This window comes from uncultured Chitinophaga sp. (assembly GCF_937898475.1).
GTDB lineage: Bacteria > Bacteroidota > Bacteroidia > Chitinophagales > Chitinophagaceae > Chitinophaga.
Window position 1 is genome coordinate 542,477 of record NZ_CALEJS010000016.1, and the last position, 13,351, is coordinate 555,827.

The 13,351-nt window shown below is 48.4% G+C and carries 10 protein-coding genes; 6 read left to right on the top strand and 4 right to left on the bottom strand.

Going from position 1 to position 13,351, the window contains the following annotated elements; translation table 11 throughout:
- The first annotated feature begins 12 nt into the window (after positions 1 to 12).
- Complete coding sequence (locus Q0577_RS12045; protein WP_298736546.1) at positions 13 to 474, top strand: hypothetical protein; 462 nt, start codon at positions 13 to 15, stop codon at positions 472 to 474.
- Here the strand turns inward: Q0577_RS12045 and ileS are convergent.
- Positions 454 to 3,780 carry an isoleucine--tRNA ligase gene (ileS, locus tag Q0577_RS12050; RefSeq protein WP_298736549.1) on the bottom strand — a complete coding sequence of 1,109 codons (3,327 nt, stop codon included), beginning with the start codon at positions 3,778 to 3,780 and terminating at the stop codon, positions 454 to 456. The two genes, Q0577_RS12045 and ileS, sit on opposite strands and share 21 nt — an antisense overlap.
- A gap of 287 nt (positions 3,781 to 4,067) precedes the next feature.
- Here ileS and Q0577_RS12055 point away from each other — a divergent pair, with 287 nt between their 5' ends.
- Positions 4,068 to 4,535 carry a PepSY-like domain-containing protein gene (locus Q0577_RS12055; protein ID WP_298736552.1) on the top strand — a complete coding sequence of 156 codons (468 nt, stop codon included), beginning with the start codon at positions 4,068 to 4,070 and terminating at the stop codon, positions 4,533 to 4,535.
- Between the two features lie 521 nt (positions 4,536 to 5,056).
- On the top strand, positions 5,057 to 5,851 hold the full coding sequence (locus Q0577_RS12060; RefSeq protein WP_298736554.1) for a hypothetical protein: 795 nt from the start codon (positions 5,057 to 5,059) through the stop codon (positions 5,849 to 5,851).
- 495 nt (positions 5,852 to 6,346) lie between these two features.
- Here Q0577_RS12060 and Q0577_RS12065 read toward each other — a convergent pair whose 3' ends face one another.
- On the bottom strand, positions 6,347 to 7,273 hold the full coding sequence (locus tag Q0577_RS12065; RefSeq protein ID WP_298736556.1) for an AraC family transcriptional regulator: 927 nt from the start codon (positions 7,271 to 7,273) through the stop codon (positions 6,347 to 6,349).
- A gap of 176 nt (positions 7,274 to 7,449) precedes the next feature.
- On the opposite strand from Q0577_RS12065, the gene Q0577_RS12070 reads away from it, so the two are divergent.
- The 3 genes from Q0577_RS12070 (at position 7,450) to Q0577_RS12080 (ending at position 12,124) form a co-directional block, all read left to right on the top strand.
- The gene (locus Q0577_RS12070) at positions 7,450 to 9,129 is read left to right on the top strand and encodes a hypothetical protein (RefSeq protein WP_298736558.1); all 1,680 of its coding nucleotides are present in this window, start codon (positions 7,450 to 7,452) and stop codon (positions 9,127 to 9,129) included.
- A 214-nt stretch (positions 9,130 to 9,343) separates the two neighbouring features.
- Positions 9,344 to 11,332, top strand: a complete 1,989-nt coding sequence (gyrB, locus tag Q0577_RS12075; protein WP_298736560.1) for a DNA topoisomerase (ATP-hydrolyzing) subunit B — start codon at positions 9,344 to 9,346, stop codon at positions 11,330 to 11,332.
- Between the two features lie 327 nt (positions 11,333 to 11,659).
- Positions 11,660 to 12,124: a hypothetical protein gene (locus Q0577_RS12080; protein ID WP_298736562.1), complete on the top strand. Its 465-nt coding sequence runs from the start codon at positions 11,660 to 11,662 to the stop codon at positions 12,122 to 12,124.
- A 100-nt stretch (positions 12,125 to 12,224) separates the two neighbouring features.
- On the opposite strand, the gene Q0577_RS12085 is transcribed toward Q0577_RS12080, so the two are convergent.
- Both Q0577_RS12085 and Q0577_RS12090 read right to left on the bottom strand, forming a co-directional pair.
- Positions 12,225 to 12,419 carry a hypothetical protein gene (locus Q0577_RS12085; RefSeq protein ID WP_298736564.1) on the bottom strand — a complete coding sequence of 65 codons (195 nt, stop codon included), beginning with the start codon at positions 12,417 to 12,419 and terminating at the stop codon, positions 12,225 to 12,227.
- 91 nt (positions 12,420 to 12,510) lie between these two features.
- Positions 12,511 to 13,233 (bottom strand): SIMPL domain-containing protein, encoded by a 723-nt coding sequence (locus Q0577_RS12090; protein ID WP_298736567.1) that lies wholly within the window; start codon positions 13,231 to 13,233, stop codon positions 12,511 to 12,513.
- Positions 13,234 to 13,351: the final 118 nt, after the last annotated feature.

Genomic DNA, 13,351 nt, shown 5'->3' on the forward strand with positions numbered 1-13,351 from the left:
TTTTCTTCTGGCTTGGAAATCAATTTTTCTACTTTTTCGGTGGCCGCCATGCTCTTGCTGACCACTTTCTGCTTTTCAGCAGGTACTTTCTTTGCAGCGGGGGCCTTTACAGGCTCAACTGCTTTCTTTGCTGTTGTAGTTGTTTTGGCCGGGGGAACTGATGCTTTGGTGACAGCGGGTGTTTTGGCGACAACTGCTTTCTTTGAAGCCGCCGCTTTGGGAACGGCAGCTTTTTTGGCCACGGCTTTAGTGGCAGCCGGTTTCGCCAGTTTTGGCGGCGCTGCCTTTTTTACAGTCGCTTTCTTCGCAACCGGCGCTGCCTTTTTCGCAGGCGCAGGTTTAGCAGCCGCCTTCCTGGTAGTTGTTGCCTTTTTAGCTACAACTGCCTTCTTCTTAGCAGGCACTGCCTTTTGGGTCTTTTTGCTAGCAACCTTCTTCTTTGTTGCCATGGGACTAGCTTTTTTTGTTAACTAATACATTGAATTTAAGGTCGTTAACCTCTATTTCTGTACCATCCTGCAGTTGCGGCACTAATTCCAAGCTGTCTGCCAAAATTTCCGTGCAAATATAGTCATTATAGTTAATAATCGCCGACTTCAGCGTCTCGGCGGCTGCCACTTTTACCAGTATCCTGTCTGTCAGTTCAAAGCCGCTATCCTTCCGGATCTTTTGTATGCGGTTCACCAGCTCACGGGCATTGCCTTCGTCCTGCAACTGAGGTGTAATGGTAATGTCAAGGGCTACTGTAAGAGCGCCTTTGTTTGCTACTGTCCATCCCGGGATGTCTTCGGAAATGATCTCTACATCGGAAAGCTGCAGTTGCAGCTGCTCATTGTCTATCAGCAGGTTGTATTGACCATCGCGCTCCAAGGTTGTTATATCTGCGTCGGTGAAAGCGCCTATTGCGGCTGCTACTGCTTTCATTTTCGCTCCCATCTTGCTACCCAGCGCCTTGTAGTTTGGCTTGATCTTTTTCTTGATAAAGCCTTCCGTTTCGGTAAGATAGTCAATACCTTTCACATTTACCTCACTTTTTATCAGGTCTTCCACTTTTTCTATCTGCTCCCGCATGTGAGGATTCAGTACCGGTATCAATATCTTCTGCAGCGGCTGTCTTACCCTTATATTTACGTCCTTTTTCTTACGGAGCGACAGTACCAGGGAAGATATATCCTGGGCCAGCTGCATCCGCTCTTCCAGCTCACTGTCTATTGCCGACTCAACCACCGCAGGGAAATCAGTATGATGTACGCTGGCGGCCGTGTTACGGTTGCTTACCTTGTTCAGGTTACCGAACAGCCATTCTGCAAAGAACGGTGAAACCGGCGCCATCAGCTGGGAGATCTTCTCCAGGCACTCATAAAGTGTCTGGTAGGCAGAGATCTTATCATGCTCATATTCTCCCTTCCAGAAACGGCGGCGGCACAGGCGCACATACCAGTTACTGAGATGTTCGTCTACAAATTCCTGTACAGCACGTCCTGCCTGGGTAGGCTCATAGTCGTCAAAATATGCCGTCACTTCTTTCACCAGGGTGTTCAGCAGCGAGATGATCCAGCGGTCTATTTCCGGGCGCTGCTCCAGCGGAATGTACGCCTCTTTGAAAGAGAAACTGTCCAGGTTGGCATACATCGCAAAGAAGTTGTAGGTATTATATAAAGTTGAGAACAGTTTGCGCTGTACCTCACGGATACCTTCAATATCAAATTTCATGCTATCCCAGGGGGAAGCGTTGGTAATAAGGTACCAGCGGGTGGCATCTGCTCCGAATTCTTCAATTGTCTTGAACGGATCAACTACATTGCCCAGGCGCTTACTCATTTTGTTGCCGTTCTTGTCCAGGACCAGTCCGTTTGATACCACAGTCTTGTACGCTACACTGTCAAACAGCATGGCGGCCAGGGCATGGAGGGTGTAGAACCAGCCACGGGTCTGATCCACGCCTTCGCAGATGAAATCTGCAGGGAAGTTTTTATTGAAAATGTCCTGGTTTTCAAACGGATAATGCCATTGCGCATACGGCATGGCGCCACTGTCAAACCATACGTCTACCAGGTCGGGCTCGCGGCGCATCGGTTTGCCGCCGGGGCTCACCAGGATGATCTCGTCTACATAAGGTTTGTGAAGGTCCAGTATGCCTTCATGCAGGTAGTGCTTGTTCACATCGCCACCCAGCACTTCATTGGCTTTGCGGATCTCAGCGTTCAGCTCGGCAATGCTGCCAATGCAGATCTCCTCCTTACCGTCTTCCGTACGCCATACAGGCAGGGGGGTACCCCAGTAACGGCTACGGCTCAGGTTCCAGTCTACCATGTTCTCCAGCCAGTTACCAAAACGCCCGGTTCCTGTAGCGGCCGGTTTCCAGTTGATGGTCTGGTTCAGTTCCACCATCCGGTCTTTCAGGGCAGTGGTTTTGATGAACCAGGCATCCAGCGGGTAGTACAATACCGGCTTATCGGTACGCCAGCAGTGCGGGTAGCTGTGCTCGTATTTTTCTACTTTAAAGGCGCGGTTCTCTTTTTTCAGCTTCACGGCAATGTCCACATCCACGTCTTTGTAATCCTTTTCGTCTTTATAGTTCTTTACATAGCGGCCGGCGAACTCACCAACGCTATCCAGGAACCTGCCCTGCCTGTCTACCAGTGTCAGGATGCCGATGCCGTACTTTTTACCTACGCGGTTATCATCTGCACCAAAGGCCGGGGCGGTGTGTACGATACCTGTACCGTCTTCGGTGGTCACGAAATCGCCCAGCAGTACGCGGAAGGGATCGCCTTCTTCGGGCTGCACATAGGGCAGCAGCTGCTCATAGCGGATGTTCTCCAGCTGGCTGCCGCGGAACACCGCGAGTATCTGCCAGGGGATGATCTTGTCGCCTTCCTTATAAGCGGCAAAATCGCCATCCTCGCCTTCTTTCCTGAAGTAACGGTCTATCAGGTCTTTGGCCAGTATCACGGTTACCGGGAGGTGGGTGTACTGGTTAAAGGTGCGCACCAGCGCATATTCTATATTGGCGCCTACGGTCAGGCCCAGGTTGGAGGGCAGTGTCCAGGGGGTGGTGGTCCAGGCCAGGAAAAAGAGCTGATCGGTACCCGCTGCTTCAAACAGGAAGCGGGAACGGTCGTCTTCCACCGCCTTGAACATGGCTACTACCGTAGTGTCTTTTACGTCTTTATAAGTGCCCGGCTGGTTCAGTTCATGGGAGCTCAGCCCCGTACCCGCTGCGGGAGAGTAAGGCTGGATGCTCACGCTTTTGTACAGCAGACCTTTCTTGTAAAGCTGCTGCAGGCACCACCACAGGCTTTCTATATAATCGTTCTCAAAAGTGATATAGGGCTTTTGCAGGTCTACCCAATACCCCATCTGGCGGGTCAGATCGTCCCACTTATCTTTATATTTCAATACCTCGCGGCGGCAGGTATCATTGTACTCCGCTACGGAGATCTTTTTGCCGATGTCTTCCTTTGTAATACCCAGTGCTTTTTCCACGCCCAGCTCTACGGGCAGGCCGTGGGTATCCCAGCCGCCTTTGCGTTTTACCTGGTAACCGCGCATTGTTTTATAACGGCACACCAGGTCTTTCAGGGTACGGGAAATAACATGGTGAATACCGGGCAGACCGTTGGCGCTGGGAGGGCCTTCATAAAATACGAATGGCGTGGCGCCTTCGCGGAGGTCCACACTCTTCTCGAACGCTTGCTGCGCTTCCCATTGCTGTAAAACGTCCTTTCCTATCTGCGGTAAATTCAGCTGATTATATTCCTGATATTGACTGGCCATAAAACAATTTCCGCCTTTTGGCGTTATTTGAAAAGAAAAATGCACCCGTATAATACGGATGTTCGATTAAAATTGTGCAAAGTTACGAAAATACAGTGGCACCAAAAATCTCAAGATGAGGTAAAAAGGTCAAAAAAGAGCGGGTTTTTATGTTTTTTTTAAATTATTTACTATTTTTACGCTCGGAATCAACACCTTTGCTTTTTTGGCATTGTTTTCGCTTTTAGCTGGAAGATAAAACCTGAAGTTTAAAAAACGTAACCCAACGGACAAACCATATCGTTTATATGAAAAAGTTGATGTTATTTTTTTGCGCGACGTTGCTTTCTTCCGGCATAACTTTTGCACAACACAAATCGGTTAAAAAGACAAAGCGGGAAACCACTGCTAAAGCACTGGTAGCTCCGGCGCCTGTGAAGGATGCATTTGGCCAGAATTTTGCAGGGATAGAGAACGCAAAATGGACAAAGAGTGTAACGGGTAACTGGATTGCAAATTTTGAGCAGGACAGTGTAAAAACAACCGTAGAATATACAGCAGATGGAACCTGGGTAGCTACCCGCAGCGAATACGCCGGCGACAGGCTTCCGGAAACCATCGCCACCACGCTCAGAAGTAAATATCCTGCTGCTACCGTAAAAGACGGCTGGCGGATTGAAAGAGCAAATGTGGCAGCATATTACAAGGTAAATATTCAGGATAATGGTACAGACAAGTCGGTGCTGATCAATGAGGCCGGTACCATTACAGAATAGCTACTTTTTCAATCACGTATTTCATAGGTATAGGGATAAATAGGACAGACCCTGCTCTTTTGGGCGGGGTTTTCTTTTTTTACCAAATGCTCAGCGCCCGGCAATGCTGACAGACTTTGTAACAGGGCATGTCCCAACTGACAAGTGATCATCTCCCAACTGACAAACTTCCATATCAAACTGACAAGTACCAGTTCTTAACTGACAGATCTGCGTTCCCTTCGCCTCTCATCTTCATCATTTTCAATCATTTACCACGGTTTATCCGGGTACTATCCAAGACCTTTCCGCGTGGAAACGCTGTCCTATTCAGTGTTTGATAGGAGATATTTCCTTATTGAGCCCTTATTAAGCCCTACCTTATCCCTTGTTCTTACCTATCTATGAAGAAATGATATATGTAGAAATCATATTCGTCTAAGATTGGAATTTGTAAGAAATTGCCTTAAAAGCGGCCTCAGGTATTACCCCAATACCGGCCTGCCTTTATCCGATTATTAACCGAATAAAATCTACCCCAGATGGCAATTCTTGACGCTAATGAAATTCAGTTCACTGGCAGTTTTGGTAATATGACTGCCTACCGGTTGCGCGGATCCGGCAAAATTGTAGTGCGCAAAAAGGGAGGGCCTACGAAGAAACAGGTGAAGACCTCCAGGAAATTCAGTCACACCCGTTTGAATAACAGTGAATTCGACGGCGCGGTGCAGGCGGCTAAAAGTATCCGCTACACCATGAATCTACCCGTTCTTAAGCTGGCGGACTACAACATTTTTCCGCAGCTTACCAAAATCTGCACACGCATTCAAAAGGAGGAAAAGATCAACGGCAAGGGACAACGCGGTGTATTGATCTCTGAGCACCGCAAACTGCTGGAAGGCTTCCTCCTTACCAGGAAACACCAGTTTTTCAGCGTGGTTTCCAATCCGCTGGACATTTCCGTGGATCGCGAAACTAAAACAGCGCTGATACAGCTGCCAAGGCTTATTAAGGGCATCAACCTGGTGCTACCCTGGCGGCAACCGCTTTACAGCTTCACCTTTTGCATGGGGGTGGCAGAAGACGTGATCCACAATGGCAGTGGGTATTATAAGCCGGAACGTTTGCCGATTGCCTCCGCGCATTCAGAATGGCATATTAACGGCGCCAACTTTTTGCCGCAAACCATTACCTTACAACTGAACATGCCGGGGGCCCTTACGGCCGCACAATCCCTGGTGCTGACCGCGGGAATTGAGATGGGGCAACCGGATGCCAGAGGCGAGATCCAGAGCGTACCATACGCCGGGTCGGCATGCGTGCTTGCAGTAAGGTAAAGTTAATAAAGCATTGGCACTAAACACAATAAAAGAGCGGGACATCGTGTGATGTCCCGCTCTTTTATGAAGGGCGGAAAACTTACCGGCAACTGCACTTAAGAAAATGGTGTTTGATCGCGGTGCAATGATTTTATGGCTTTACTCACTTTTTTATTGCCTGGTAAGCTTTCCTCCTTTTGGTCAAATCTGATAAGGAAGCTTATAAAATCGGGATAGATATCTGCCGATCGTGATACAAAGAAACTACAAATACCCGGACAGGGTTTATGTAATCGGGAAAAGAAATGATCGAAGTGGGAAAAAGAGCAAATATGCAGGTTTGAGGTTTGAGGTTTGTTAAAGGTGAGAGGTGAGTGGTTCAGGAGCAGGCACTTAGGTGAGGGAAATAAACTTTCAGGTGGCATTGCACTTTTAAGTGGGTAGGATTGAAGCAGGCCGGCTGACAGGTGTTGAACGTTAAACATTCAACGAACCTCAAACTTCAAACCTAAACTATCTCAAAAGTAACTCACACGGTTTCAGGCCCGTATGCTTTTTAAAGGCAGTGGAGAAATGGGAAATGCAGGAGTATCCCATCAGGATGGCTACATCTGAAACAGACATACCTTTTTCGTACAGCAGGCTTTTGGCCTTTTCCATACGTTCTTTCTGGAAATAATCGTAGATGGTGGTGCCGTACATGGCTTTAAAGCCCTTTTTCAGGTAGCATTCATTCATGGCTACACGGCGGGCCAGGTCGCGGATGGTAATGGGGGCATCCAGTTGTTCCAGCAGGATGCTGCGGGCCTTTTCGATCTTCTCGCGGTCTTCCAGGTGGGTCAGGAAGCGGCAACCGTAACGTTCATCCGGGTCGTTCTGCATGAACTGGTCGGAGCTGAAAAGCAGCAGCTCTAAGGCCTTGCTTTGCAGGAAGATATGTTTCAGCACCCCTTCGTAATTGTGATGCACCATCTGTTCCAGCACCGTTTTGGATTTGGGGCTGGGCTGAATGGTCTTTACGAAAGGCTTGCGGGATTGCAATTCAAATAAAGTGGAGCTGGTGGCGCCTTTCTGAAGCGATTGGATGAAACCGGGCTGGAAACGCACGGTGATCATATCAACGGAAGATACTTTGTCAGAACATTTGCCGGTGCTATGGCCTTTGGCGCACAGCTGGTCCGTACAGGATGGGTTCTGGCAATACCGGCTGCCTGCCACGCAGTAACGCAACTCTATAGCGGCGCTCTGCCCCCTTTTTGCCGGCTGGTATACCACCATGGCGATATCTTCCACCGGTAAGGGACGCTCGTAAGTAAAGCGCTGCAGGGTAAAATCAAAAGCGTCCGGCACGGTAACGGTGTCCTGCTCTGCGAGTTGCAGCTGGTCACTCATAGCGGGTTGCGGAATGGCCAATGATAATATGTCCTGTAGCTCTTTCAAACTGTTTATTAAAGTGAGTCAAAATTAGGCATTCACTTTTACTTAACAAACATTCAGACGCTTAGTCGGCTAACTATGACAATGGGGTGATACTTGTGGAAAAAAATCCACGAACATCCCCAAGTTGTTCTCCTTCTTTTTAATTCAATTGGTATGGATTTCGGTATATTATAGCCATGCAATACCGAACTCATATTAGAAAATACGGAAAAAAAGCGTTAATTATCATAGGGGCGTTAGCGTTAGTGCTGGCTGCAACGGGGCTTTACCTCAGTCAGCGCTGGAGCAAACAGCTGCGGGTGCAGCTGAGAGACTATGTACGTGAAATGTCTGACAGTCTTTACATCCTGCAATACGACCGGGTAAACCTCAACATGCTGAAAGGGCAGCTATCCATCAGCAAGGTAAGCCTGGTAACCGATACCGCCGTGTATAAGCGCCTGCAGCAGGAACAGCGGGCGCCCGCTGTATTATACGCCTTCAGCGCCGAAAATTTAAGCCTGCGCTATTTCAAGGTATGGCGATATTTCCTCAAAAAAGAGCTGAGCGCCGGTTCACTGGTGCTGGATAACCCCAGTATTGTGCTTCAACAGGATACCCGGAATGTAGACACCAGCCGTAAACGCAGCGCCTATGAAAATATTTCTTCGCGCATACATTCCATATCGATCGGTACCCTGCGGCTGGACAGCTCCAATTTTATGTATACCTATATAAAGAAGGACAGCGCCAAGGCAATCACCCAGCTGCATCACCTGAGTATCCACGTGAACGACCTGCTGATAGACGCCAAAGCCCTGGAAGATCCCAGCCGCTTCCTTTACGCCCGTAATTATGAGCTGCACCTGCGGGATTACCGGCATCGCACCGCAGACAGCCTGTATTGGATGAGTGTACGGGACATCAGCTACAATGCGGCGGAAAGCAACCTGCGTATCGGGCAGTTTGCCGTAGAACCCCGCTATAGCCGGGCTGATTTTGATAAAAGGGTACCCTTTCAGCAGGACCGCTATGATGTGCAGTTCAACAAGATCGCCGTGAACGGGCTGGATCCCAAAGAACTGCTGGAAAATCAGCAGATACGCGCCCGCCGGATAGACATTGGCAGCGGCAGCGTTGACATTTATCATAACCGTATACTGCCTTCTTCCAACGAGATCAAAACAGGGCAGTATCCGCATCAGCTGCTGCAAAAACTGGCCATCCCCATCATGATAGACAGCCTGAAAGCTTCGAGGGTGGACCTGGCCTATATGGAGGTTAACGCGAAATCAATGCAGGCGGGTACCATCCGTTTTAACCAGGTGGGCGGACTTTTCCGCAACATAACCAATATAGACAGCATGATAGCGCGCAACCCGCATTGTATTGCAGACCTGGACGGCGTATTTATGCAGCGCGGCAAGCTGCAGGCCCGTTTTGATTTTGTACTGAACGACAAGAATGGCCGCTTTGCCATATCCGGACGCCTGGACGATATGGACGGCCGTGAATTGACCCCTATTACCCGGCCCCTGGCACTGGTAGAGATCAGATCAGGTTATATACAGGAGGTAAGCTTCAGTATGCAGGGCAATGAAAAGAATGCCTCCGGCACGGTAAAACTGATCTATGACAACCTGAAGGTGCGCATTCTGAAAAAGGATGAAAGCTCCAGTGAGCTTAAAAGAAAAGGCCTGTTAAGCCTTTTTGCCAATGCCCTCGCCATTAATGACAGTAACCCCCGGGACGGCAAACTGCACATCGCCCATCCGCGCTATGCCCGCGATCCGCGAAAATCCTTCTTCAACCTGGTATGGAAGACACTGTTTACCGGGGTGAAGGAGATTGCCATCAGCGGCGATGTACCGCTTTAGCTGTTAGCTGCCGGCTGTTGGCAGTTAGTTGTGTTATACCGGATAGGTGTCTTACCCCGGCAAAATGCAGGTACTAATCGCCAACAGCTGACCGCTCAAAGCTGGCTTCCCACCCCCCTGAAAAACAGGCTGTTTTTTATGGAAATAAGGCCCATTTTCCGTATATTTGCACAATTCACGAGACATTTACTCAATTAGCATTTTACATCAAGATATGAGCGAAGAATTAGCGCAAGTAACTGCCGCCGCCGGTACCAGCAATGGGTATGATGCGGACAGTATTCAGGTATTGGAAGGACTGGAAGCCGTTCGGAAGCGCCCGGCCATGTATATCGGCGATATTGGCGTAAAAGGTCTGCATCACCTGGTATATGAGGTAGTGGATAACTCCATCGACGAAGCCCTGGCAGGATACTGCAAAAACATAGAAGTAACCATCTGCGAAGATAATTCAATCCGTTGTAAAGACGATGGCCGTGGCATTCCCACGGGCATGAACACCAAAGAAGGCCGTTCGGCCCTGGAGGTGGTAATGACCGTACTGCACGCCGGTGGTAAATTCGACAAGAACACCTACAAGGTATCCGGTGGTCTGCACGGGGTGGGTGTAAGCTGCGTGAACGCACTGAGTAATGTGCTGCACGTAACCGTTCACCGCGACGGAAAGATATTTGAACAGGAGTATCACCGCGGTGTACCGCAATATTCCGTAAGGGAGATTGGCGACTCTGGTGAAACCGGTACCATTGTGCACTTTAAGCCAGATGATACCATCTTCACCAGCACGATCTATAACCGCGAAATTCTCGCAGGCCGTCTCCGTGAACTGGCCTACCTGAACCGTAAAATAAGGATTACGCTGTCAGACGAGCGCGAAAAAGACGACCAGGGTAATATCGTAAGCGAAACGTTCTACAGCGAAGGCGGTATCACAGAATTTGTACAGATGCTGGATCGCAACGGGCGCCGCAACAGCCTGCTGCCTGATCCGATCTTTATAGAAGCGCATGATGCGTCTTCTAATGTAGCGGTAGAAGTAGCGCTGCAGTATAATGACTCTTTCAGTGAGAATATCTTCTCTTACGTAAATAACATCAATACCATAGAAGGCGGTACGCACGTGGCTGGTTTCCGCCGCGCCATTACCCGCGTATTCAAAAGTTATGGCGATAAGAATAAACTGTTTGAGAAATCCAAGATCGAGGTAACCGGCGATGACTTCCGCGAAGGCCTCAGCGCTATTATCAGCGTAAAGGTGCCTGAACCGCAGTTTGAAGGCCAGACCAAGACCAAACTGGGTAACTCCGATGTAATGGGTGTGGTAGACAGCGCCGTTGCTGATGTGCTGAACGCTTACCTGGAAGAACATCCCCGCGAAGCCAAGACCGTTATCAATAAAGTGGTGCTGGCGGCACAGGCCCGCGAAGCGGCCCGTAAAGCCCGCCAGCTGGTACAGCGTAAAAGCGTGCTCACCGGCAGCGGATTGCCCGGTAAACTGGCAGACTGCTCTGAGAACGACCCTGAAAAATGCGAACTGTACCTGGTGGAAGGTGACTCGGCAGGTGGTACGGCAAAACAGGGCCGTAACCGTGCCTTCCAGGCTATCCTGCCGTTGAGGGGTAAGATCCTGAACGTAGAAAAGGCTATGGAGCATAAGATCTACGAGAACGAAGAGATCAAGAATATATTTACCGCCCTCGGCGTAACCATCGGTACAGAAGAAGATGACAAGGCCCTCAACCTGAGCAAGCTGCGTTATCACAAGCTGATCATCATGACCGATGCCGACGTGGACGGCAGCCACATCGCCACCCTGATCCTAACCTTTATATTCCGTTATATGAAGGCCATGGTTGAACAGGGTTATGTATATATTGCCCAGCCGCCTTTATACCTGGTGAAGAAAGGTAAGGAGCAGATCTACGCCTGGACAGAAGAACAACGTAAGGCTGCGGTTACCAAAATAGCCGGCGAAGGCAAAGAAGACAGCGTAGTGATACAGCGTTATAAAGGTCTGGGTGAGATGAACGCCGAACAGCTGTGGGAAACCACCCTGAACCCTGAGCATCGTACCCTGAAACAGGTAACGATCGAAAGCGCTGCAGAAGCAGACCGCATCTTCAGCATGCTGATGGGCGATGAAGTACCTCCGCGCAGGGAATTCATTGAATCTCACGCCAAATATGCGAAAATTGACGCTTAAGCTTCAATTTCAAATTCCAGGTTTAAAAAATACAAATTCCAAACGCTACATATCAGCGTCTATATAAAAGGAAGCGTTCTGCAAGTCGGGACGCTTCCTTTTTATTTGGAATTTGGTATTTGGAATTTGGTAATTGGATTTTGGAATTTGGTATTTGGCATCTGGCACCTGGAATTTTTCCCCCAACCAGTTTGCTGATTATCAAAAAGGTATGGTGAAAAAGTATATTTTATTGAAAAAACTTATAGGTTATTTATTTAATCTATGAGGAAATCTTCCTATCTTGCAGCCGTATTTATTCCTATACCTAGCGACAAACCTATACCTATGAAATTACTCCGGGTGGCGGCTATTTTAATGGCAGCCGCATTGGTCATCAACGCCTGTAAAAAAGATGATGCAGCACCTGCGTCTTCTTTCTCCTTCACTTTTGACGGCCAGCAGTACGTTGCCCATGATCCCAGCGCCTTCGTGGCTGATACTATCCTAACAGGCACCAACCAAAAGGTGCTGATCATTGACGGACTTACCAACAGTTTTAAGCAGCACATGCAGCTGATGGTAATCTCTCCGGACGATTCACTGAACGTAGGCACTTACAATGGCTCTGTCGTTACATTGATGCCCGTACAGGACACCGCCACCCAGGGCTACATAGGCGATCAAATCGAAGTTCAAATTACAAGCATTAATAGTAAACGTGCCGAAGGTACATTCAAAGGCACACTAATCAAGAGTGGTGAAGTCGAAAAACCATTGACGGACGGGACTTTTAAAGTCAACATTAATTAAAAGTCAACATCAATCAGATCATCGTTTTTTTTGAAATCTTTTTCCATCGGCATGCCCCGCCTTTCCAGGCGGGGCTTTCTTTTTGCCAATGTTTTCTCTTCTACTTTACCGGCACTGCCTGTGGCCATCTGCGGCCACGGTCCTGAAATATGTTGTTGTTGTTACGTGTCTGCATGGAATGTCTTCTCTTCCACATCCAGCCCATGATACCTGCAGTAATAGCAAGTCCCACGCTAACACCCTTCAGCAGGGTGCTGGACGGTACATTGTGCCCGGCAATTTTCATGTTACGCATAACAATTTGGTTTGGTTCAATAACCCTATAATACCAAAAGCTATGCCACCCCGGATAAGCCGGGATGGCATATATGTTAATGAAAGCCGGATTATTTAACGCCGAATACCGCCCTTATTTCTGCACGTACCTTGATGGTCCTGAAATCTATATTGGAATCTGCCGCAACGCTTTCTGCTGCTTTATAGGCCATGTTTGCATACACCGGACGTACATCGCTGTAGTTATCCGTGTTGATCTCCTGTACCTCAATCACCCCATCCACGTTCTCGCCAATAGCGCCTAAAAGATAAGTGGCTTTGGCTTTGGCCGCCTGCAGGGCTTTGATCTTTACTTCCCTGCGGTACTCTTCCATTTTGCTATGTGAGAAAGAAGCAATATTCACGCTTTCTATTCCTTCTTCATCTACACCCGCCATGATACCATTTACTTTATCCAGCCTGCTTAATTTTAAGCGGTATTTTTTGCTGGCCAGGAAATCGGGATCGTTCTTCTTTTTCTTCCACCAGTAATCAGGGTTATAACCATACACGTTCTCGATAGTGAGGCTTTCTTTAGGCAGGCCTGCATCTGCTATGGCCTTCTCCAGCTGCTTTTCCAGCGTACTGATATCGATCTTGACTGTTTTGCTTTTATAATATTCTTTCAGGGAAATACTCAGGTAGATCTCATCAGGTGTGATCTCCATTTCGGCAGAGCCGTTCACTTCAATCTTCTTTACCGGTACATTATAAACAGATTTCTGTTCAACCTGTTGTGCCCAAACGCTGATAGTAAGTATTAATCCGGTCAATAATAATGTTACTTTTTTCATCTTATGCTTATTTAAGTTTTTACTAAGTTGTCCGGCTGCTGCCGTTTTCACACTCATGATGCAGTAATTGCACAACATTCCATAAGGAAGGGGGGAAAATTCCAAATTCCAGAAACCG

Excerpts from the sequence above, each read along its gene's own strand:
- Q0577_RS12090 (WP_298736567.1), bottom strand. The coding sequence starts at position 13,233 with ATGAAAAAAGTAACATTATTATTGACCGGATTAATACTTACTATCAGC.
- Q0577_RS12085 (WP_298736564.1), bottom strand. The coding sequence starts at position 12,419 with ATGCGTAACATGAAAATTGCCGGGCACAATGTACCGTCCAGCACCCTG.
- Q0577_RS12080 (WP_298736562.1), top strand. The coding sequence starts at position 11,660 with ATGAAATTACTCCGGGTGGCGGCTATTTTAATGGCAGCCGCATTGGTC.
- Q0577_RS12055 (WP_298736552.1), top strand. The coding sequence starts at position 4,068 with ATGAAAAAGTTGATGTTATTTTTTTGCGCGACGTTGCTTTCTTCCGGC.
- Q0577_RS12070 (WP_298736558.1), top strand. The coding sequence starts at position 7,450 with ATGCAATACCGAACTCATATTAGAAAATACGGAAAAAAAGCGTTAATT.
- ileS (WP_298736549.1), bottom strand. The coding sequence starts at position 3,780 with ATGGCCAGTCAATATCAGGAATATAATCAGCTGAATTTACCGCAGATA.
- gyrB (WP_298736560.1), top strand. The coding sequence starts at position 9,344 with ATGAGCGAAGAATTAGCGCAAGTAACTGCCGCCGCCGGTACCAGCAAT.
- Q0577_RS12060 (WP_298736554.1), top strand. The coding sequence starts at position 5,057 with ATGGCAATTCTTGACGCTAATGAAATTCAGTTCACTGGCAGTTTTGGT.